Origin of the sequence: Desulfatitalea tepidiphila (assembly GCF_001293685.1) — a bacterium.
Taxonomy (GTDB): Bacteria; Desulfobacterota; Desulfobacteria; order Desulfobacterales; family Desulfosarcinaceae; genus Desulfatitalea; species Desulfatitalea tepidiphila.
In genome coordinates this window covers 39,539-61,678 of the sequence record NZ_BCAG01000007.1, presented here as the reverse complement: position 1 = coordinate 61,678, position 22,140 = coordinate 39,539, and the positions used below count along the sequence as shown (strand labels likewise).

Sequence of the window (22,140 nt, the reverse complement as noted above, 5' to 3'; positions counted from 1 at the left end):
AAATGCGGGCGCTGTCGATTCCGGACATTCGACAGGGATTCCTGCCCTACACCCTGGCTCTTATAAGCACAGGTGCGCCACCGTTCGAATCCGCCATGACGATGTCTTCCATGCTCCTTGCACCTTACCAAGATCTCTATATTTACTACATCCGGGGGCAGGTTCACGGCAACCCCTTCAGCACTCATGAAAACTACATCGGCAACTGGCAAGAGGGGGAAGACTCCTTTCTCTTTTTCAAGGTGTCGTCCGATGAAGAGGTGCGCCTGCTTGTCCAACGACAGGCCCACCTGGTCCTTGAGGACCGGTTTCAGATGACTTACGAAGAGTGGCAGGGGCACGCCATTGGACCATTTCAGGTCGGCCGGCTGACCTTCGTCCCGCCCTGGATGGATGACCCTGTTGCCAACGATGCGCGGGCCATCGTGCTCGATCCGGGCGTGGTCTTCGGAAGCGGCCGGCACCCCACGACCAGCGACTGCCTGGTTGCGATCCAGATGGCCTTTGATGCGCAACCGATTCACACCGTGCTCGATTTGGGTACCGGCACCGGATTGTTGGCCTTGGCCGCCGCCCGCCTGGGGGCCGGAGCCGTCATTGCAGTCGATTTGAATCGGTTGGCCGCCGAAACCGCCCAACGGAACGTCATTGCCAATCGGATGGAGGCAAGCGTACTGGTCGCACAGGGTAATGCCATGGATTTCATGGACATTTCCAGTGACCTTATGGTATCCAATATCCACTATGCGGTGATGCGCGAATTGGTTGCCGCCCGAGGTTTCAGCCGCCAGAAACGGTTTGTCCTCTCCGGTCTTCTGCGTTCCCAGGCCAGAGAGATCGAGCATCAATTGCGTGGACATCCCGTAGAGATAATTGAAAAGTGGGAGCGGGACGGAACATGGTTTACGTACTACGGACGCGCTGTGGCGGAGAGCGGTTTCAATTGTCGGACGAATAACAAGGGGCAGCCATGCTGATACGTTGCTGGGGATCGAGGGGCTCCATTCCTGTATCTGGAAAAGAGTATATCAAATATGGCGGAGACACCACCTGCTTGGAGATCCGGACCCGAAGCGATGATATCATAATCGTCGATGCCGGCACGGGCATTCGCCGATTGGGCAATGCGCTGATCCAGGAGGGGCGCTACCAGTACAATTTTTTGTTGACCCACGGCCACTGGGACCACCTGATGGGCTTTCCCTTCTTCAAGCCCCTCTTCCTCGAGCACCCGCAGATCCACATGCACCGGGGACCGTTTCATAAAAAGTTCATGGAGAGCATGTTTTCTAAAGTGATGGCCCCGCCCAATTTTCCGGTCCGCTATTCGGATTTGAAAGCCAAGATTTTTTATGAGGCCGGTAATCCCGTGCAATTTGAAATCGGGTCGGTCACGGTCATCCCCATTCAGATCAGCCATCCCAATACCGGCAAGGGATACAAGTTCATCGAAGACGGCAAAACCTTCGTCTTCCTCACCGATAACGAGTTGGGGTTCGTCCACCCCGGGGGGTTGCCGGCGTCCGAATATCTGGAGTTTTGCCGAGGAGCCGATCTCTTGATCCACGACGCCGAGTATACCCCGCGCGAGTACAAATTGCTCATCGAATGGGGACACTCTTCTTATCTGGATGTGTTGGAGCTGGCCTTCAAGGCCGAAGTCAAACAGCTGGGATTGTTTCATCTCAACCAGGAACGTACCGACGACGAGGTGGACGAGATGGTGGCCGCCTGCCGCAACATCATTGCCGAACGCGGCGTCGACATGAAATGTTCGGCGGTGGCGGCGGACATGGTATTTGAACTTTAGGAGGACGAACCATGACAACATCCGATCCCGCCCTGGAACGTGCGGCCATTGCCTGTGCCGGGGCGCGCAAGGCAGTGGCACTGACCGGTGCGGGGATTTCCGTGGAGAGCGGCATTCCGCCTTTTCGGGGCAGGGGAGGTCTCTGGGAGAAAATCGATCCCATGAAATATGCCCACGTGGCCGCCTTTGAAAACGACCCCGCCGAAGTCTGGAAGGTCCTGTTTCTCGGTATCAGCCATGTGCTGGAAAAGGCGCGCCCCAATGCCGGCCATCAGGGGCTGTGGCGGTTGGAGGAAATGGGGGTGCTGCAGACCGTGATCACCCAGAATGTCGATGGCCTGCATCAGCAAGCGGGTCACCGCGATGTCATCGAGTTTCATGGCACCCATGCATTTGTGCGCTGTTCCGTCTGCGGCCGCCGTAGCGACTGGCGGTCGGTGCCCCTGGAGGTGATCCCGCCGCGATGTGAATGCAGCGGTGTGCTGCGGCCCGACGTGGTGCTTTTCGGCGAAATGATCGATCCAAGGTTGCTGCAGCGTTCCCAGCAGCTCGCGGCCGGCTGCGACGTGATGCTGGTGATCGGCACGTCGGCCACGGTCGAGCCGGCCGCCTCCCTGCCCGTGATCGCCAAGCATAGCGGCGCATTCATCATCGAAGTCAATCCCGAGCCCACCCCATTGACCCATCGGATCAGCGACGTGACCCTGCTCGGTTCAGCTGGTGAAGTGATGGAACAGATGGCATCCATGGTTCAGCGACTTCGGTCGAACCGGCAGCCATCCTAACCGTAAGCGTGATCCATTTGCTATGATCGAACGACAACAAGCTCACTCGACTTCACCCGGATGGGTCGTTTCCGTGACGTTGCCGTCGCCCTCTTTGCGCGACAACTCCGCCGATGCCGATCGCCTTTTACGCGCATTGAAACGGGAATTGGGGGTCGACCAGGTGCAGGCCGACCTGATCCTGTTGCGACGACTGCCCCAAGTCCTCCGCGACGCTGCGTATCGGGTCCGGTGCATCCTCTTTCGGGACGGCGCCTGCGGCCGGCTCGTTCATGTGGCCGCCGCAGACGAGGCGCTGGCCGGCCTGGCCATCGATCTGGGAACCACCCGGGTAGTGATGCGGCTGGTGGATCTGGACGATCGACGCGTCCTGGCGGAGCGTGCCTTTGACAACCCCCAGATCGAGATCGGCCCGGATGTGCTGGCGCGGATCCATTACGCCGACCAGCCCGGTGGGCTCGAACGGCTTCAGGCGTTGATCGTCGCAGGGATCAACCGGGAGGTGGCGAACCTGTGTCGTTCGGTTCACATGACACCCGACCACATTTTTTTGATCAGTGTGGCCGGCAACACGGCCATGAGCCACCTGCTGGCCGGATTGCCGACCCGCTGGATGATCCGGGAGCCCTATATCCCGGCCGTCAACCGGTTCGGCCTGATCCCGGCGGCTCAGTTGGGCCTGACGGTGAATCCCCTGGCCCGGCTTTTTCTCTTTCCCAGTGTCGGCAGCTACTTCGGAGGAGATCTCATCGCCGGCATCCTGTTCACCGGCTTGCATCGCCAATCCGAGACCGCTCTTCTGGTGGATGTGGGCACCAATGCGGAAGTGGTTCTCGGCAACCGGGAGTGGCTGATGGCATGCGCCGGCGCCGCCGGGCCGGCCTTGGAGGGCGGTGTTACGCGAATGGGCACCACGGCGGCACCCGGCGTCATCGACCGGGTGCGCATCGATCCCGACTCGAAAGCCATCGATATCCATACCATCGACGATTTGCCGCCCAGGGGGATCTGCGGTTCCGGGGTCATCGATCTGGCGGCCCAGCTCTATCTGTCCGGCATGATCGACATCCGCGGCAAGTTCCAACCGGCGGTTTGCGGTGAGCGTTGGGTGGAAATCAACGGCATGGCCCATGTGATCATCGTGCCGCCCGAGGCATCGGCCAATGGGCAGCCCCTGGGCATCAGCCAGGCCGACATGGACAGCCTGATCCGTTCCAAGGCGGCCATGTACACGATTTTGGAAACCCTCACCGGCAGCATGGGCATCGCCCTGGACGAATTGAAGACCTTTTTTGTGGCCGGCACCTTCGGATCGTTTATCGATCCCCGCTCTGCGATCACCATCGGCATGCTGCCCGATCTGCCGCCGACCGCTTTCCGTTCCATGGGCAACACCTCCCTGGGCGGCGCCAGCCTCCTTCTGCAGTCCCGTGAAGCGGTGATGGATATCGATGCCATCCGTGACGGCATCACCTACATGGAATTGAACGTGAACCAGGATTTCATGAACCGCTTTTCGGCCGCCAAATTCATTCCGCATACCGATCCGGGTCGTTTTCCCTCTGTACCGGCGCCGGGGAGGCGCATGGGCGAATAGTTCGGTATTGAAATAGAAGGATCACGCGCAACAGATCTTATCTGCGGAGCTTGGATTGCCGCAACTGGATATACGCGTTGCGAAAAGAGACATAGGGATCGAGGGCTGCATCTTTCAGGGTCCTGTAGTCGTCGGTACGGAAAGAGAGCGTATTGAGGACGTTGTATCCGCTCAGTCCCAGGGAGAGCTCCATCGGCTCGACAAAGCCCACCGGGCTGGCATAGCGGTCCCCCACGAAGCCCACCGTATCCCTCAGCGTGGAGGGACCCAACACGGGTAGATAGAGGAAAAAGCCGTCTCCAATACCCCAGACCCCCAACGTCTGGCCGAGGTCCTCGGGATCGGGGTTGAGACCGTCATGGTGCTTGGCCGGGTTGCCGAAGCCGAGAACGCCCACCGTCGAGTTGTAGAGAAATCGTGCGACTTCCGCCTCGGCGGCCTTCCCCTTGCCCTGCAGGATGTTGTTGACGATGCGTATCGGCGCACCGAGGTTGAAAAAGAAGTTTTTGACGCCCGTGCGGATTTGGGGTTCAACCACCTTGGCATATCCCTTGGCCACGGGAATCATGATCCACAGGTAGAGTTTGTCGTTTATGGTGAACATGACCCGGTTGAAGGGCTCTATCGGGTCGGGCACCGTGTAGATTTCTTCCGTCGGCCCATCGTTCCAATCCGAATCATCTTCAAGAAGAAGCAATTCTTCATCGCTGAGCTGATTCTCCCCTTCAGAGGTGGATGCCGACAATGATGACTCGGGATCTGAAGGCAATTCCCCGGGTGTCCCACGATCGCCGCTTCTTGTGGCGCCGGCGCAGCCGATCAAAAAAAGAAGTGCCACGGTAAACAGTGCAATGCTGGTAAATGATCGATTTTTCATTCGCGGGCCGGCTCTGTTTTGGCGAATTGAGGCGCGATGGCTATTGCAAGGCTTGATTCTGTTCCTGCAGTTTTTGCTCCAGCCGCCGGATCAGCTCGGCGGGAGGCTCTTTTTCCAGGATGGATCTGAATTGGACACGATAGTTCTGTACCAGGCTGACGCCATTTTCTACAAGAATATCATATACTTTCCACTGATTATCGTTTTTTCTCAATCGGTAGTCGATCGGTATTTCGACACTTTCACGGACCAGCTTGGTCCGAACCAGGGCCAGAGGCTCTTTGACCAGTTCCTTGAGATAGACGATTTGCTCGTTGTGATACTCCCCCTGAATTTTGTCGATATAGGTATTGCCTAAAAAGGAGGAAAAGACATGGGTGAACTGCTCTTTCTCCGCCTCCGAAAAGAGATCCCATTTCGGTCCCACCGTTCGCTGGCTGATCTCCTTGAAATCGAACATGGGTTGCGATACTTCCCAAATTCTATCTCTTTGCGAACCTTTTTGGCCGGGCGTGTGGTAAGTGGGATCATTGAGTATCGTGATGATCTGATCGATGCGTTCCTTTACGAAGTCCATCGGTGTGGGCGACGCATTGCCCGCTCCGACCGTCCCGACGAAAAGACACCATATGGCTATAGCGACTGACCAGCGCTTGAGAAACATGGGTTGCTCCTTTGAAAGACACGATCCAAGGCAGTGTACATGATTTAACCTATCGGATCTTTATGATAAAACTTTACTGCCATTTTTCGAGCAAGTCTCCCATATATAGATAGAAGCCCATGGAGTGTCAAGCGTGAAGAAAAATACCTTTTAATGATAACGGTAGCATAAATCGGATTCCGGGTTTTTCGGGTGATGGCCTGGACAAGGGGCGATCGTAGGGTAGAGCCGGTGTCAGTTGGGAAAGAGAGTTCATAACCATTGGGTAGTCGATTACATGATGTGCTGGTCGCGGCGCCTGACAAATAGCGGCAATTTTGCAAATTTCAGATGTAAATCGAGCCTGTTAAAAAACAAACCTGAGAATGGTCAATGGTTGGCACTATCATTGCGTTACGGGAATGTGCTGATAGCCAGAAAAGCCAAACTTCGGGTAACCGGAGGACGGAAAGTTGCGGGTCCGTGTTTTGCGGATAGCCGAGCTGCCTGGATGAATCGTTTGTTTTAAACCGGGTTGCCTGGCGGCAGTCCGGTTTTTTTGTCACGATGCGGTGGATACAGCCGTCGCGAGCGATTGGGGTGAACGACGGCCGGTCCCACCAGGAGACAGCGGCATCCTGGGATGTCTCCAGGCCGAGACAGGATGGTGTTCCGATAGAAAGGGACGCGCCTGTCCATGTGATCTGTTGGTGCGTCGCAAAGACGGGGGCTACAGGTACGTATACACGATGAAGGCATCTCGGTCGAACCGGTGGGAAAAAGCTGAATGATCGAAAGATCATATAGGGCGGGTCGGGAAGGCCATCGTCTTCCGGACCAGATATCATTGCTGAACCTGATTCCTTTGGAGGATCTGCAGCAGTTGCAGGATGCGCTCGCCGAAATGGGGGGTGTCAGATCGGTCATCACGGATCCGGATGGCAATCCCCTGACCATGACCAGCAACGACAGCCCCATTTGCGAGCTGATCCGGCAATCCGAGTCAGCGGACGACGGATGCTCGAAACACGACAGGGCCATCGCCAACCAAATCAGGAGCGATAAGAAGCCGGCCTTCAGGCATATCGAACCATTGGGGATCATCAAGGCGGCTGTTCCCATTCTGGTCCACGATCGCCATCTGGCCAATTGGTGGATCGCCCGGGTGTGTGATGAACGGGTCGATAAGGAGAAAGTTTTCGGCTATGCGCAGCAGGTGGGTCTGGATGGGGAGACCCTTTGGCGAGTGTTGGCGAAGTGCCCGCAAGGCACCGAGGCGGATTTTCAAAAGGTATTGGCCTGGATCGACAACCTGGCGGGCCAGATCACCCTGCTCGGTTTTCAGAACCTGGTGCTCGCCCAGGATCTTTCCAAACTTCAGCGTCTTGAAAGCGAGTTGGATCGATATAAAACCGAATTGGAACGGTTGGTCCAGGAGCGCACGGCCGAGTTGATCAGCACCAATAAGCGGCTGCAGCTGGAGGTCCTGGAGCGGGATCTGGCCGAAGAGCAGATCGTGCGGAAATCCAAATTGCTGGATGCCATCAACCGGGTCCTTCAGCAGATTCTGACCGATCGCAGTGAGCATGCCCTGGCCAGCACCTGCCTGCAGGCCGCCCAATCCCTGACCGAGAGCCCGTTTGGATTCATGGCCGAAAAAAGCGAAAGTCAATGGCGGGTCGTGGCCATGCAGGCGGCCGGCGACCCGGTCAAGGGCCAGGCCGATCAGGACGACCGGTCGCTTTTCAATGATCTATGGCGCCATATGGTCCATGGGAATGAGCCGGTCATGCTGACCGCCGGGGACCAGACAGCGGATTGGCAACCCTTTCCCGAGGGGTTCCCGGAAGTCAAGACGTTGCTCGCCGTTCCATTGCCCAAACAGACGGGGGTTTCCGGGTTCATCGCCCTGGCCAACAATCCAAACGGCTATGCCCTGGTGGACCGTTACGACATCGAAACGCTGACAGGCATTTTTGTCGAGGCCCTGCTCCGCAAGCGCAATGAACAGGCCATGAATCTGAACGAACGACGCCTGAACCTGGCCCTCGATTCGGCCGACGAGGGCTTGTGGGATTATCTGCCCCAGGTCGGCCAGATTTACTTCAGCCCGCGCTGGTTCTCCATGTTGGGCTATGAGGCCGGTGAGCTGCCCTCCAGCATGGAGACCTGGAACACCTTGGCCCATCCCGAAGATGTGGCCTTTCTCAAAGATACGTTCGGGAAGATCATCTCCGGGGCCAATGAGGCCTTTCAAATCGAACTGCGCATGCTGGGCCAAGGTGGTCAGTGGCGTTGGGTGCAGGTGCGGGGGCGGGCGGTGGAGCGGGATGCCAGGGGAGCGGCGCTGCGCATCCTCGGTACGCTCATCGACATCGGCAAGTACAAACAGGTCGAGTTGGCATTGCAAAAGGCCAACGAGGAGCTGCAGCGCCTGGCCGCGCTGGATGATTTGACCCAGATCGCCAATCGCCGTCGATTTGACGAGCGATTGGCCGAAGAGTGGCGACGGGCGCGCCGCGAGGGCACCTACCTGGCCGTCGTATTATGTGATATCGATTTTTTCAAGCTGTACAACGACACCTATGGGCACGTGAAGGGGGACGAAGCGCTGCGCGCCGTGGCCCAGGCCATCAGCGGCACGCTCAAGCGCCCCATGGACCTGGTGGCGCGTTACGGCGGCGAGGAGTTCGCCATCGTGTTGCCCAGTACCGATTTGCAGGGGGCCGCCCTCGTTGCCGGCGAGGTCCGGGCCGCCGTGACCGCCCTGAAAATACCCCACCCCGCCAGCCACGTGTATGAGTATGTATCATTGAGTTTTGGCGTGGCGGCCATGATCCCGGCGGGCAGTGTTTCGGCCAAAACCCTGGTCGAACAGGCCGATAAGGCCCTTTATCGGGCCAAGGCACAGGGGCGCAATCAGATTGTCGAGTGGCAGCGAAAAGCGGAGACCACCATCGAGGATGCCGATTAATTTTCCGGTATGGCCAGGCTCAACCCCAAAACGATCAGAATGGCGCCCGCGATTTGGCCCATGCGCATCTCGGCTTTGGTGTTGCGCCTGAGCCACCCGCCGATCCACCCCGAACAGATTCCCACCAATCCAAAACAGACGAAGGTCAGCAGAACGAAAAAGGTGCCGAGCAGCATCATCTGATAGTGAGCCGCCCCCCTGCCCGTATCGATGAACTGCGGGAAGAAGGCCAGGAAAAAGATGGCCACCTTGGGATTGAGCACATTGGCCACGATACTTTGGCGAAAAACGGCCCAACCGCTCATGCGCGGCCCCTGGACGGACAGGTCGGCGGCCGAGGCATTGCGGATCATGCGAACCCCGAGGTAGATCAAATAGGCGGCGCCGGCCCACTTGACGATGTGAAAGGCGGTGGCCGAGGCGGCCAGCAGGGCCGACAGGCCGATCACGGCAAAGAAGGTGTGGACGAAATTGCCCAGGCTGAACCCGGCCGCTGCGGCCAGGGCGGCCCTGCGGCCCTGGGCCATGCCGCGGGTCATCACGTAGATGATGTCCGGGCCGGGGGTGAAGATCAGGACGAGGGACGCGGCCGTGAAGAGGCCGAATTGGGACCAGGTGATCATGAGATAACAGATAGTGTTAAGTTTGAAGTTTTAAGTGTGAAGTGAAGGTATTGTGCCGATTGAGCCTGATCTCTTCACGATTCGTGGTGAAGCAGCACCATAGCCGCGGCGTTCGGCTTTTTCAAGCCGGTTTTTCCCTTTTTCCTGAACAAAGCTGACGGCGCCGGCTCGCAGGCGGGACGATCGAAGGGCGCCCCTTGGTGAGGGCGCCCTTGTGATTGTTGTAAGCGTGTTTCAAAGGGACTTCATCTAAAAGACCTGTTTGTACAATTCGGCGATCTCGTTGGGATCGGAAACCGGCCGGGCGTTGAACAGGGCCGCCGCATCGGCGATGGCGTGGAACGGCGCCATGGCCAGGGCCTCTTCGGTGACCCCCACCTCCTTCAGCCGCATGGGATGACCGCACGCTTTCATCAACTTTTCCACCGCATCGGCAGCGGCCATGGCCGCATCACGCGGCGCCAGCGCGCCGATGCTCACCCCCAGCGCCTGGGCGGCCAGGGCCAGCTTGTCGGTGGCATGGTCTGCATTGTAGCGCATGACGGCCGGCAGCACGATGCCGCAGGCCGCGCCGTGGGGCACGTTGCACAGCATGCCCAGGGTGTGGGCCATGGCGTGGGCCAACCCCACCTGGGCGATATTGAAGGCCCATCCGGCCGTTGTGGCTGCGATCTGCAGGTTGCTGCGGGCCTGTTCGTCCCGGCCGTCGGCCACGGCTTTCGGCAGGTTCTGGCCGATCAGTCGGATGGCCTGGAGGGCATGGCCGTCGCAGATGGGGTTGGACATGGTGCTGGTCAGGGACTCCACCGCATGGGTCATGGCATCCAGGGCCGTGGTGGCCGTCAGGCCCGGCGGCAGGGTCAGGGTGAACTGGGGATCGAGGATGGCGGTGTTGGGCGTGATGTAGTTGTCGATGATATAGACCTTGCGCCCTGCGCTGCCGCTCTTGATCACCGCCACGTTGGTCACTTCGCTGCCCGTGCCCGAGGTGGTGGGAATGACGATATGGGGGATCTGGGGTTCGCTCAGGCGCATGAGGGCCACGTGGTCGTCGGCCTTGCCGCCGTTTTTCAGGGTGACGCAGACCGCCTTGCCGGTGTCGATGACGCTCCCGCCGCCCACGCTGACGATGATATCGATGCCCTTTTCACGGGCCAGGGCCACGGCCGCATCCACGGTGGCCAGGTCCGTGTCCTGGGAGATGTCGTCGAAGATGCCGGCGTAAAACTCGGCCAGCGCCTCCTGGACCGGTTCGATCAAGCCGGCCTTGCGCACCCCGGCATCGGTCAGGATCATGGCCCGCCGGCCCCCCAGGCGCACCACCTCCCGGTAGATGGAAGAGAGGCTGCCGTGGCCGGCCAGCACCAGGGTGGGGGTGATGTACTGCACGAAGGGCACCTTGGGGTCGTCGGAAAAGAGCTTCATGGTGAAGTTGCTCTTGTGGTCGGCGCTGGCCGGAAAGTGCATGCGCTTGATCTGGGTGTATTCGGCCAGGCCGGCATGGCCCAGTTCGCGGCCCACGCCCGATTGCTTGTAGCCGCCGAACGGGCAGAAGTCGCCGAACGAGTGGTAGTTGTTGACCCACATGGTGCCGGTCTTGATCTGCCGGGCGATGCGCTCGGCCCGGGCATTGCTGCGCGAAAAGACGCCGCCGGCCAGGCCGTAGATCGAGTCGTTGGCCAGGGCCACGGCCTCCTCTTCGCCATCGTACTTGATGACGCAGACCACTGGTCCGAAGATCTCCTCCTGGGCGACACGCATGCTGTTTTTCACCCCGCCGAAGATGGTGGGCTTGTAGTAAAAGCCGCCGTCCAGGCCCGCCACCTCCGCGCGCCGGCCGCCGGCGACCACTTGGGCCCCCTCTTCCTGGCCCAACCGCACATAGCGCTCCACCGTGGCCAACTGGGTGGCGTTGACCAGGGGACCCTGCTGGGAGGCGGGATCGAGCTGGTAGCCGACCCGCAGCTGTTCGGCGCGGCGCTTCATCTTGTCCAGGAATTCGTCGTAGATTTTGGAGGCCACCAGCACCCGGGTGCCCGATTCGCACACCTGGCCCTGGTGGAAAAAGGTACCGAACAGGGCGCCCTCCACGGCCAGGTCGATGTCCGCGTCCTCGCAGATGATGTTGGCGGACTTGCCGCCCAGCTCCAGGGTGACCTTCTTGACCGTGTCGGCGGCCATCTTCATGATCTGCCGGCCCACCTCGGTGCTGCCGGTGAAGGCGATCTTGTCCACCGCCGGATGGGTGCACAGGGTGTGACCGATCTCGCCGCCGGGTCCGGCGATGACATTGACGACGCCCTTGGGAATGCCGGCCGCCTTGGCCGCCTCGGCGATGATCAGGGCGCCAAGGGGCGTGGAACTGGCTGGTTTGAGCACGATGGTGTTGCCCATGGCAATGGCCTGGCCGATCTTCCAGAAGGCCATGCTCATGGGAAAGTTCCATGGGATGATGCCCACGCACACGCCGATCGGCTCCCGGCGGATGTAGTCCCGGCCCGGTGCGAAGACGTTACCGGCATAGGGAATCTCCTCCTGCCAGGGGAACCGGGTGGCCGCATAGTGGCCGAAGTTGCGCAGCATCTGCGAACCGAGCATGCCCCAGTATTTGGCCAGCCCGATGATCTGGCCCGAATCCATTGATTCGGTAATGGCCATGCGCAGGGTCTGCTGGGTGATCTGGTCGGCGAAGGCGTTGAGTTTGTCGGCCCGCTGGGCCGGGGTCAAACCGCTCCAGACCCCGCTGTCGAAGGCCCGCCGGGCCGCATCGATGGCCGCTTCGGCATCGGCTGCGCCGGCCTTGGCCACCTGGGCGATGGGCATGCCCGAGCCCGGATCGATGGATTCAAAGGTTTCTCCGCTGGCGGCGTCGACAAATTCGCCGTCGATGAAGAGTTTGTACTGTTCCATGGCATGTCTCCTCTCTATGGGGTGTGGGGCAAATGATCCCGTGCGATCCGACATCGGTGCATGGATAGCCGGATAAGACTTCTGGATCGTTTGGGTACCGATGAAATCAAGACGGAACGGCGAGCTTGCCCCGGCTGCTCATTTGCGGGGCATGTCGGATTCATCCTAAGGGCGAATTGAAACAGTTGTCAAACAAATGGTGTGTTTTATGAAAACTACCGTTTTACGCTAAAACATTGCTTTGTTTTTTCCCCTGTTTTAATGATGATGGCTTAGTCTATCGCACCAAACCAGAGGGGAGAGGCTTATGCCACAAAAGAAGCCGGACGCCGGGGCCGCGCTCATGGCGGTTTTCCCGACCCACGACGCCTACCGTCGTTTTGCCGGCAACAGCGACAATGCCGCGGCGCTGGCCTCGTTTGTCTCTTTTGCCTTTGACAACAGGATCATCGGAAGACCCGACGAGTCCGCGCTGGAGGCCTGCATCTGCGCGCACGAACGGGCCGAAGAGGCGTGCAGGCCGCCTCGACAGATGACCTTCGAGAACTTTCTGGACCAAAAAGAGCTGCTGCTCGAACTGAATCTGTCGACCCGTGCGCTGACCGATCGGATCAATGCCCTGCTGGCCGAATACCGCCTCGAACTTCCCAAGGTGAGCAACTCCATGCTGTCGCGCCTGAAAAAGGAAAAGGCCGACACGCCTCACAAACAGAATGTGCTTCGCAGCCTGGCCTTCTGGTTGGGGCACGACCGCGCCCAACTGGGGCCCCAGTGGAACTTCGAGACCCTGGTCAATCTTTGCCGGGGCGGCCGCCAGCAGGCGGACCACAAAGAGGGGGTGCGCATCGGCTTCGCCCTTTACAGCCGGGGCGACGTCATCGATCACGACATCGTCGGATGGCTCAAAAAAGAGCTCAAAACCTACATCGAGCAGGCCATCGGCCGCTTCGTCTACGGCCGCTGGGGCAAGGTGCGCTCCCACGACATCACCACGCTCTATGTGGATTTTCCCAAGGAGGCGCCGGCCAGCAATCCGTCGGCCTACCGCCAGTGCCTGCGCAGCGCGCTTTCGCTGGCCCATCAGATGGCCATCCGCTGGGCGCTCTCCAACGCCTATTCCCAGAACCGCTTTCTCTCCATCGGCATCGCGGCCGGGACGTTCGCCAGCCTGGACAACTACTTGCTGCCGGTGCTCAACGCCAAGCTGCCCGGCGATCCGGTCATCCGCCTCACCGATTACGTCCGGCAGTGCGTGCTGATCAACGACATCCGCGCACTGCTCGGCTCCCGCCCGGCCGAGATCACCCTGTTCAACGACGAGACGTTGACCATCTGGCCGGTGGTGGGCTTTTGGAGCACGTTGTACTTCGACTTCATCCCGGACCTGCTGCAGGACCGTGTGCTTGGAAACGATCCGGACTCGGTCGCGCGCTTTGCGGGGATTCTCTGGCCGACCGTGGTCAAGACCGGACCCGACGACGGCGCAGGCCAGGGCAATGGGGTCGCCGCCTTTTTGCGCTTTCCGCACAACTCGCTGCTCGGCCTTGAGATCGCCAAGACGCTCTACTACCGGCGCAGGTTCTGGGACGCCATCGAAATCCTGCGCATTATCCTGAGCCTCGATCCCACCCACCTCAACGCCCGCAGCCTGCGCATGGTGCTGCTGCGCAACCTCGCCGTGGATGCCCCCTCGCACACCATTGCCGAGGGACTGTTCCAGCAGGCCCACCAGGAGGCGGACTTCATCCAGCAGACCTGCGATTTCCAGTCCGAAGACTTTTACTGCGAACATGCCGTGGTGCACCTGGCCCAGGCCATGACGACCCTGCGTTATCTGCGGCAGGGCCGCGGCGCCATCGGCAGGGAGACCGACGCCGGGCGCTTCAGGCGCAGCATCTTCGCCGCCCTGGACGAGGCCGACCGCATCTTTGGAAAGGGCATCGCCATTTCGCCCACCGGCATCCGGGCCAACTACCTGCTCAATACGGTCAAGGTGATCCGCAGTCTGCTCCGGCACGACGGCGAACCCTTCTGCGATCCGTGTCGTCCCATCGACGGGGCCCCGTCTGCGGTGCGCGAGCCGATCCACGACCTGCACTGGCAGCTGGGCTACCTGCGCGACGATCTGCCCCAGTCGCGGCCTTTTGAACTCATGGAGAAGATCTTCAATTTCTACACCACGATCCACGACGATTCGATCTCGCTGCAGGCCTACCGGCCGACCACCTACTATTGTACGGCCGTGGCCTGGTGGGACTTGTTTCCCGTGCGCACGGTGGCCACCGCCCGTCGGACCATCCAGTTGCTCAAAGGCGCCGCCGACCTGGCCCGGGGGATGGACCCGCACCAGGTCTGCATTTATGCCTTCACGCGCACGTACGGGGAAATGATACCCGTGCCGACCTTTCTCGACCACATGGAGCGGGGCATCCGCCTGGTGCGCGACGCCGTGGGCGGCGATATCTCCCGCCGCGACGACCGCGAAGTCGTCGAGCCTGGGGCGGACGGAAAGATGGGATTGTTGATGACGTTGAATTTTTAAGCACCTTGGCGGAAGATACGGGCGGGCGTAAAGCCCGCCCCAACGAAGCTTGGGTTTAAAACACAGGCCGTCGACATAAACAGGCCATGTAGGGGCGGGCTTTATGCCCGCCCGCGGCGTCCGCTGAAGTCAATGGATTTGAGTTTAAAGTGAAAGAATGCTGTCATCCGGTTTTTTTTGATACAGCCCCGGTCAATAGGAGTTCATTATTACTTCCGCATCATCCCACATCCCTTGCGACCTCTGCGGTCTTCCGGTTCGCTCGGATGCCTTTTCCCAGACCTTCGACGAGCACCGGTATTGCTTCTGCTGCGCCGGCTGCCGCATGGTGTTCGCCATGCTGATCGAGGCCGCCGATGCGCCCGACCCTTCCCGGTTCAAGGAGACCGATCTCTACCGGGAGTGCGTGGCGGCCGGAGTGGTGCCCGCTTCGGAAGCGGATCTGGACAGAATCGAGCGCGAGGTCGACGCGCGGCGCTCCCAATCCCAACCGCCTGCCGAAGATGCCGATGACCGGCCCACGCTGGCCTTCGAGGCCCTGGTCGAGGGCATGTGGTGTCCGGCCTGCGCCTGGGTGATCGGTCATGCCCTCTCACGCCTGGAGGGCGCCGTGGGAGCGGTGGACTGCGACTTCTCCACCGATCGCCTGCGTTGCCGCTACGACCCGGTGCGGATCACCCCCCTGCAGATCCGGGAGCGCATCGAGCGGCTGGGCTATCGCGCCCTGTCGGACGAAGAGGCTTCGGCCGGTGAACGCGGCCTGCGCGTCGACTTCGTGCGGCTCTCCATTTCGGCCCTGCTGGCGGTCAACGTCATGATGCTGTCCTGGGCGCTCTACGCTGGCTTTTTTACCACCATCGGGGTTCAGGATATCGCCTACATCTCCTGGCCGATCTTTGTCATGGCAACGATCGTGATGCTTTACGGCGGCGGGCCGATCCTGCGCAAGGCGTGGTCCGGCGTGCGCCATGCCGCGCCGGGCATGGAGGTGCTGATCATGCTGGGCGCCGGCAGCGCCTACCTGTACAGCCTGGTCAACTGGTGGCAGGGCAGCCTGCATCTCTATTTCGACACGGCCTCCATGCTGATCACGCTATTGCTTCTGGGCAAATTGCTCGAAACCCGTGCCAAGCAGCGGGTCCGCCACGACCTGGAGGGATTTCTCTCCCTTCAGCCCAGGAAAGTCCGTCTGTGCAGCCAGGCACACCCCAAGGGGCGGTATGTTCATATCAGGCAACTGGCGCCGGGGGATCTGTTCAGCGTCGGTCCGGGAGAAGTGGTGCCGGCCGACGGCCGCGTCGTGCAGGGGCAGGGGCGCGTGAATGCATCGGCGGTCACCGGAGAACCCCGGCCCGCGGGCGTGGCTGCGGGCGATGGGGTGGTGAGCGGCAGCCGGGTGGTCGACGGCGACCTGGTCGTTCGTGCCGATCGGGTGGGCGACGACGCCCTGCTGGGCCAGATGATCGCCGTGGTTCGCAAGGGCTTGTCCCAGCGCACGACGCTGGAGGGCCGCACGGATCGGTGGCTGCTCTTCTTCGTGCCGCTGATGGCATCGCTGGCCCTCGCCACCGGGGGCGTCGGTCTTTTGCTGGGCCTCCGGTTGGACGATGCCCTGGTGCGCATGGTGACCGTCCTTGTGATCGCCTGCCCGTGCGCCCTGGGCATCGCCATTCCGTTGGCACGCGTGGCCGGCATCGCCGGCGCCGGCCGCCGCGGCCTGCTGGTCCGGGATTTTCAGGCCTTCGAGCAGGCCGGCGGCATCGACACCCTGGTGCTGGACAAGACCGGCACCGTGACGCGCGGCCAATGGACGTTGGAACGCATCGAAGCCGCTGCCGGCATTGACCCGGACTGGGCCGTGGGCCTGGCCCTCGGCCTGGAGACCGGGGTCGATCACGCCGTGGCCCACGCGCTGCGCGCCCATGCCGCCCGGCAGACTGTCCGGCCGATTCAGGTGGCCGGTGTCGAGGTTCATGCCGAGGGGATCGGCGGCACCCATGAGGGCCGGACCGTTCGCATTGGCAGCCGGGCTTTTGCCGCCGGCCCTCGGAATGATCCTTCCGATCCAGGGCCCCAGGCCGGCGTCCTTTCCGAAGTGGTGCTGAGCCTCGACGGTCGCATCGCCGCTATTTTCTACTTTGGCGATACCCTCAGGAATGGTATGAAGGACACCGTGGATCGATGGAAGGCGCGAGGTTTAGAGCCGCACCTGTTGTCCGGGGACACGGATCGGGCCACCCGCTCGGTGGCGGCGCTCATCGGTATCGACCAGGCCAAAGGCGGACTCCTGCCCCAGGACAAGGCGGACTATGTCCGTGCGCTGCAGGCCCGAGGCCGGCGGGTGGCCATGGTCGGAGACGGGATCAACGATGCGCCGGCCCTGGCCCAATCCGATCTGGCCGTGGCCGTGCACAGCGGCGAGCCGCTGGCCCGCCAGGCCGCCGATGTCACCCTCATGCGCGGCGATCCGGCGCAATTGGATGCTTTTATGGCGTGGGCCGGCCGGGTGGACCGCAAGGTGCGCCAGAACCTTTGGTGCGCGCTGGTCTATAACGCCGTCAGCATTCCCGTTGCCATGGCCGGCCTGCTCTCGCCCCTGGTGGCCGTGACCGCCATGCTGCTCAGCAGCCTGACGGTGATCGGCAATACCCTGCTGCTGGTGGGCCGAAAACGGGAACCTGAGCCAAGAGAACGATCGACTTCGAAGACACGAGCCCTGTAAGGAGAAAAACACGAATGATGAAAACCGTCGATGCAAGCCCGGAGAAATTGTCCCAGGTAATGGCCGCCATCCCCAAGGATCGTCCCATAGTCATGTTGAACATGCTCAAGTTCCGGGAGCGCGCTATTTATCCGGACGGCACGTCCGACTGCTCGGGGCGCGAAGCCTATCGCCGCTACAGCCAGGTCGCCGCTAAAATGGTCGCCCAGGTCGGCGGCAATCCGGGCGGTTGGATGGGAGCGGTCCATGGCACCCTGATCGGCCCGGACGGCGAAAGCTGGGATTCGATCCTGCTCGTCGAGTACCCCTCCATTCAAGCCTTCAAGCGCATGCTGGCCACGCCCGAGTACCAGGCCTGCACCGTACACCGCATGGCGGCCCTGGAAGACTCGCGCCTGATCTGTACCGTGAAGAGCGACCGGGCGGCATAGGCCGGGTGCGTCGCCACCTTGAAGGTGATGGTAGTAAAAAGGGGATGGAAAAAGGCAAGAAGGAAATTCAAAAAGTAAGAAAGTATGAAAGTTGGAAAGTAGGAAAGTGAAGGTATTCTGTCTATTGGACGGATCGTAAAAATTATTTTTCTCCAATATTAGAATCGAAAGAACTCCTTCACTTTAAACTTAACACTTCAAACTTTAACCTATGTTGACCAACATCGACCCCGAAGAAGTCGCCAAATTCGAAGCCATGGCCGATCTGTGGTGGCAGCGGCGCGGCGAGTTCAAGGCCCTGCACGATATCAATCCGGTGCGCCTGGCCTATGTGCGCGAACGCGCCGGATTGAAGGGCAAAAGCGTTCTCGACGTGGGCTGCGGCGGCGGATTGCTGGCCGAGGCCATGGCACGCGAGGGCGCCCAGGTGACCGGCATCGACATGGTCCCGGCGGCCCTGGCCACGGCCCGGCGCCATGCCGCGGAAAGCGGGGTGCGGGTCGAGTACCGGAAGGGCAGCGCCGAGGCCTGGGCCCAGCGCCGCCCCAACGCCTATGACCTGGTCACCTGCATGGAACTGGTCGAACACGTGCCCGAACCGGCCTCCCTGGTGCGCGCCTGCGCCCGCCTGGTGCGTCCCGGCGGCAGCGTGTTCTTCGCCACGGTCAACCGCACCCCGCTGGCGTACCTGCTGGTCATCGTGGCGGCCGAGTATCTGATGGGCATCGTGCGCAAAGGGACGCACCGCTATCGAAAGTTCGTGCGGCCCGATGAGTTGAAAGCCTGGGGAGAGGCCGCCAGGCTGCAGGCGGCCCATGTCTCCGGCCTGCGCTATCTTCCGGTAGTGGGATACGCGCGCCTGTGCGCCAACACGCAGATGAACTACCTGATGCAGTTTAAACTTCCGGCCGTGCCGGGTTAGAAAGCGAGTCGATATCCATGGCCTTGTGGCAGAATCCCAAATGGTTCGACGCCGAGCGGCGCCGCGAACAGCTCGACGAACACGTTTCAGAGACGGGCCGGGCCCGCTTCGGCATCCGCACGTTCCAGGAGAACGAAAAAGTGCGGGCCGTAATGCGCCACTTCAACCGGGTGGCGCCCAAATACGACTTCATGAACTCCCTGCTCAGCTTCGGCATCCAGCATGTCTGGAAGCGCGCCGCCATCCGCATGCTGGCGCCGCGCCCGGGAGAAAAGATCCTCGATGTCTGCGGCGGTACCGGCGACCTGGCCATCCTGGCCGCCCGCCGCACCGGACCCGACGGCCGGGTGGTCATCTACGACATCAACTGGCAGATGATCGCCGCCGGCCGCCCCAAGATCGATCCCGATCCCCAATTGGCCCACATCGCCTACGTGCAGGGCGACGCCGAGCAGATCTGCTTCCCGGACGCAACCTTCGACGCCGCAATGGTCGGTTTCGGCATCCGCAACCTGACCCACCTCAAGCGCGGTTTTACCGAAATGCACCGCGTGCTCAAACCCGGCGGCCGCATCCTCTGCCTGGAGTTCTCCCAGCCAACCAGCCCGCTCTTCCGCACGCTCTACGACTTCTACTCGTTCAACATCATGCCCCTGCTCGGCGAGTTGATCGCCGGCTCGGCCGAATCCTACGCCTGCCTGCCCGAAACCATCCGCATGTTTCCCCTGCCCGAAGAGCTGGCGGAGATGCTGACCGGCATCGGCTTCGAGAAGATGACCTGGCAATCCTTCACCAACGGCATCGCCGTGGCCCACGTCGGCATCAAGAGGAGATAATTCTTAATTTGACCGAAGACTCCCACCAACATGGTGGCCGAGCACTTGAGCCTCGCAATTTCCCCTGTGAATGTTGCAGAAAAAAGGATAGCGAATTGTTGATCTGGGTCAATATATGAATTCACAACCCCAAGTAGAGATTGATTCGTCGATAAAAGCGATGTCATCGTCGTCGAGATATTGGTTGAAATTGCCGACCTTTCCTTGGCGCGCCTTATAGGCTTCGGGATCATCCAATTGGCCAGAATTCTTTATACGCTGCCTTTCCAGTTTCCTGAGATTCTCAAAAGAGCTGTATTCCACAGTAGATCGAACCAGGTCCATTCGAACATCCTGCAATCCAATAAAGTTGAGAGATGTTTCAAGTGCTCTGGCAGGATTTTGATGGATGTCTTCATACTTCAATAGGATTAAATCATCTGGTACTTCTCGATTTTCATACCATTGTTTATAGAATGTCAAAATTTTCCGGACACCAAAAGACTCATCCCGGACAAAGGTAGTGATAGGACCGTCGAAGAGCCCTCTTCGTCTCGTGGCTTGGAAATAAGCAGAGACGACCGTATCCTTGACGTTTCGAGTCAGGAGCAGAACCTTCTTTTCACGATACGAAGCTTTGGACGGATTCAGCTCTGTGTATGGAATCCGCCGCGATAGCGCAGCTCCATCATGCGTGAATTTAGTTTTCGAAAGACCGGCCCCAAGCGTTAAACGATCTGTTTTCATCATTTCTGTCTCAGGCAGGCCGTAGTGTTCAATCAGATATTTCCCGATCATGGTCCGCAACCATGTGCGCCCGGTTTTCGGGTAGGAAACGACATAAATTTGTGTACTTCGTATGAAATGGAACAGGTTGGCTAACACCCTCATGGCTCTTATTTCCGAGTCAGGCTCGACGCTTAACGTCGTGGCGCTTTAGTTGCTTGTTATACCTGTGTTTTCATCGTCCAAGGAAACACTGCACAAGCAGTCGGTCATTTGGGTCATTCCGCGAGAGAAAACCTTATCGACCATCGCAGTCTAATCGGCTTGATGCGATGTTTCTGAATATGCAAATCTGTGAAGGGTGTCAACATCGGGCTATTGAGTAAATCGATTATAATTTTATCTACACCAAAACACTCTCATCCTACTCTTTCCGCATATCCTGTGACTAAAGAACAACTAACGCAATTTTTTCATAGTGACCAGATCATAGGTTGACAGCTCCGGCCTATCCAGACACCTTCTGTTTATCACATGACCGAAAGAGGAGATAACAATATAATCCGACAGGCGGCCCCCGTATTGAGAGATAGTTTGAATTTCAAAATTTCACGGCCGTCCCTATAGTTCTCCCAGGCCCGGCGCAGGCTTGCGCCCCCGGTCCAGCACGATGGTTCGGTCGTGGAGCGCTTCCAGGTCTGGATGGGGACGGAAGGTGATGGTCACCAGGGTGGCGTCGGGCAGTTCGCGCCGCAGCATTTCGAGGATCAGCCGCTGGCCCTTGGGGTCGAAGGCGTCGGTCGTCTCTTCCGTGAAGATCCAGGCCGGCCGCTGGAGCAGGACGCGGGCGAAGCCGACCCGCTGCCGGGCGCGGCGGGACAGGACCTGTTCCCAGTCGGAAATAGGGAAATAGGGGACGTACATTAAAATAGGGAAATAGGGGACGTACATTAAAATATGAATTGAAATGTTGGCCAGTTTTAGTTACGAATCATTCATGCCACGCCAAGCCCGAATAGACGTCCCGGGGGCATTGCACCATGTCATTTGCCTGTTTAACAATCAGCGGTTCGTCGTGAAAGAGAATTGGCAGAAAAGAATGGTTATGTGATGCTCCAGCATTAAGGTTAAGTTGATTCATAAATTAATATACGTCCCCTATTTCCTGAAATAGACTAGTTTTTGTGTTGCCGATTGAGCTCTTCAATGCTGACATCGTCATTGTAAATACCGGCCGCGATCGTGTAAGGGGTATCTTTAACGCTTATGACAAACGAGATTTTGCGCGAAGGCTCCTGGCTTCCCGGTTTAGGCCATGCATATTCAACCCAGGTCCCTTGAGTGCTTTTCCCGCCCTCACACAGGGTGTTTTGAAAAGGATATATCTTTGTCAGGTCCTTGCCCTTGAGTTTGTCCAGTGCATAGGGATGGGCCACCACGTATTCCGGGCACTGCATCACATACACGTAGGTATCCTTGTAGATAAACTCTCCCTTAGGGTCGTTGAAAGCAACGAGCGATTCCTCTTTCAATACGTTTACCACTTCATAGGCTTTGATAACGAGATCGTAAACATCTTTTGCGGTAGCCTTGTCCTCTGCCAGTGCCATGGTGCTCATACCGAAAACAGAAATCAGGATGAAGATTGCGACAATATGTTTCATTGCGGACTCCTTTGTAAAAATTGAGATTCAATTTCAAGACCGACCCATCACATGGGCAGATATAGGGGACGTACATTAAAATATGAATTGAAATGTTGG

At 59.4% G+C, this 22,140-nt stretch carries 17 protein-coding genes and 1 riboswitch; of the genes, 10 read left to right on the top strand and 7 right to left on the bottom strand.

Going from position 1 to position 22,140, the window contains the following annotated elements; all coding sequences use genetic code 11:
• Window positions 1–2: 2 nt before the first annotated feature.
• From DFT_RS24115 to DFT_RS24100, 4 genes are all read left to right on the top strand, one after another.
• The gene (locus DFT_RS24115) at window positions 3–977 is read left to right on the top strand and encodes a 50S ribosomal protein L11 methyltransferase (RefSeq protein ID WP_054034242.1); all 975 of its coding nucleotides are present in this window, start codon (window positions 3–5) and stop codon (window positions 975–977) included.
• Window positions 971–1,810 carry an MBL fold metallo-hydrolase gene (locus tag DFT_RS24110; RefSeq protein ID WP_054034240.1) on the top strand — a complete coding sequence of 280 codons (840 nt, stop codon included), beginning with the start codon at window positions 971–973 and terminating at the stop codon, window positions 1,808–1,810. The genes DFT_RS24115 and DFT_RS24110 overlap by 7 nt, the downstream gene beginning before the upstream one ends.
• Before the next feature lie 11 nt (window positions 1,811–1,821).
• Window positions 1,822–2,595: an SIR2 family NAD-dependent protein deacylase gene (locus DFT_RS24105; RefSeq protein WP_054034238.1), complete on the top strand. Its 774-nt coding sequence runs from the start codon at window positions 1,822–1,824 to the stop codon at window positions 2,593–2,595.
• A 73-nt stretch (window positions 2,596–2,668) separates the two neighbouring features.
• Window positions 2,669–4,192 carry an ASKHA domain-containing protein gene (locus tag DFT_RS24100; RefSeq protein WP_369688348.1) on the top strand — a complete coding sequence of 508 codons (1,524 nt, stop codon included), beginning with the start codon at window positions 2,669–2,671 and terminating at the stop codon, window positions 4,190–4,192.
• A gap of 37 nt (window positions 4,193–4,229) precedes the next feature.
• Here the strand turns inward: DFT_RS24100 and DFT_RS24095 are convergent, their stop codons facing one another.
• Window positions 4,230–5,069, bottom strand: coding sequence for an MlaA family lipoprotein (locus DFT_RS24095; RefSeq protein ID WP_054034234.1), 840 nt, complete (start codon window positions 5,067–5,069; stop codon window positions 4,230–4,232).
• Window positions 5,070–5,109: 40 nt separating this feature from the next.
• Window positions 5,110–5,733 (bottom strand): MlaC/ttg2D family ABC transporter substrate-binding protein, encoded by a 624-nt coding sequence (locus DFT_RS24090; protein WP_054034232.1) that lies wholly within the window; start codon window positions 5,731–5,733, stop codon window positions 5,110–5,112.
• A gap of 411 nt (window positions 5,734–6,144) precedes the next feature.
• Window positions 6,145–6,223: riboswitch (cyclic di-GMP riboswitch) on the top strand.
• A 276-nt stretch (window positions 6,224–6,499) separates the two neighbouring features.
• On the opposite strand from DFT_RS24090, the gene DFT_RS24085 reads away from it, so the two are divergent.
• Window positions 6,500–8,686, top strand: coding sequence for a diguanylate cyclase domain-containing protein (locus DFT_RS24085; protein WP_054034231.1), 2,187 nt, complete (start codon window positions 6,500–6,502; stop codon window positions 8,684–8,686).
• Here the strand turns inward: DFT_RS24085 and DFT_RS24080 are convergent.
• Both DFT_RS24080 and DFT_RS24075 read right to left on the bottom strand, forming a co-directional pair.
• Window positions 8,683–9,309 carry a LysE family translocator gene (locus DFT_RS24080; RefSeq protein ID WP_054034229.1) on the bottom strand — a complete coding sequence of 209 codons (627 nt, stop codon included), beginning with the start codon at window positions 9,307–9,309 and terminating at the stop codon, window positions 8,683–8,685. The genes DFT_RS24085 and DFT_RS24080 overlap by 4 nt on opposite strands.
• A gap of 249 nt (window positions 9,310–9,558) precedes the next feature.
• Window positions 9,559–12,219 carry an aldehyde dehydrogenase family protein gene (locus tag DFT_RS24075; RefSeq protein WP_054034223.1) on the bottom strand — a complete coding sequence of 887 codons (2,661 nt, stop codon included), beginning with the start codon at window positions 12,217–12,219 and terminating at the stop codon, window positions 9,559–9,561.
• Window positions 12,220–12,526: 307 nt separating this feature from the next.
• Between DFT_RS24075 and DFT_RS24070 the strand changes: the two genes are divergently transcribed.
• From DFT_RS24070 to ubiE, 5 genes are all read left to right on the top strand, one after another.
• Entirely contained in the window at window positions 12,527–14,761 is a 2,235-nt protein-coding gene (locus DFT_RS24070) for a hypothetical protein (RefSeq protein WP_054034214.1), read from the top strand.
• A gap of 337 nt (window positions 14,762–15,098) precedes the next feature.
• A complete protein-coding gene (locus DFT_RS24065; RefSeq protein ID WP_054034209.1) occupies window positions 15,099–17,483 on the top strand; it encodes a heavy metal translocating P-type ATPase in 2,385 nt (794 codons plus the stop codon).
• 14 nt (window positions 17,484–17,497) lie between these two features.
• A complete protein-coding gene (locus DFT_RS24060) occupies window positions 17,498–17,914 on the top strand; it encodes a DUF1330 domain-containing protein (protein ID WP_200907139.1) in 417 nt (138 codons plus the stop codon).
• A 211-nt stretch (window positions 17,915–18,125) separates the two neighbouring features.
• Entirely contained in the window at window positions 18,126–18,836 is a 711-nt protein-coding gene (gene ubiG / locus DFT_RS24055) for a bifunctional 2-polyprenyl-6-hydroxyphenol methylase/3-demethylubiquinol 3-O-methyltransferase UbiG (protein WP_200907138.1), read from the top strand.
• Window positions 18,837–18,853: 17 nt separating this feature from the next.
• Window positions 18,854–19,672 carry a bifunctional demethylmenaquinone methyltransferase/2-methoxy-6-polyprenyl-1,4-benzoquinol methylase UbiE gene (ubiE, locus tag DFT_RS24050; protein WP_054034208.1) on the top strand — a complete coding sequence of 273 codons (819 nt, stop codon included), beginning with the start codon at window positions 18,854–18,856 and terminating at the stop codon, window positions 19,670–19,672.
• A gap of 108 nt (window positions 19,673–19,780) precedes the next feature.
• Here ubiE and DFT_RS24045 read toward each other — a convergent pair whose 3' ends face one another.
• The 3 genes from DFT_RS24045 to DFT_RS24035 form a co-directional block, all read right to left on the bottom strand.
• Window positions 19,781–20,542, bottom strand: coding sequence for a sulfotransferase domain-containing protein (locus DFT_RS24045; protein WP_076750877.1), 762 nt, complete (start codon window positions 20,540–20,542; stop codon window positions 19,781–19,783).
• 456 nt (window positions 20,543–20,998) lie between these two features.
• The gene (locus DFT_RS24040) at window positions 20,999–21,328 is read right to left on the bottom strand and encodes a hypothetical protein (protein WP_152972139.1); all 330 of its coding nucleotides are present in this window, start codon (window positions 21,326–21,328) and stop codon (window positions 20,999–21,001) included.
• 224 nt (window positions 21,329–21,552) lie between these two features.
• Window positions 21,553–22,041, bottom strand: coding sequence for a cache domain-containing protein (locus tag DFT_RS24035; RefSeq protein WP_054034205.1), 489 nt, complete (start codon window positions 22,039–22,041; stop codon window positions 21,553–21,555).
• Window positions 22,042–22,140: the final 99 nt, after the last annotated feature.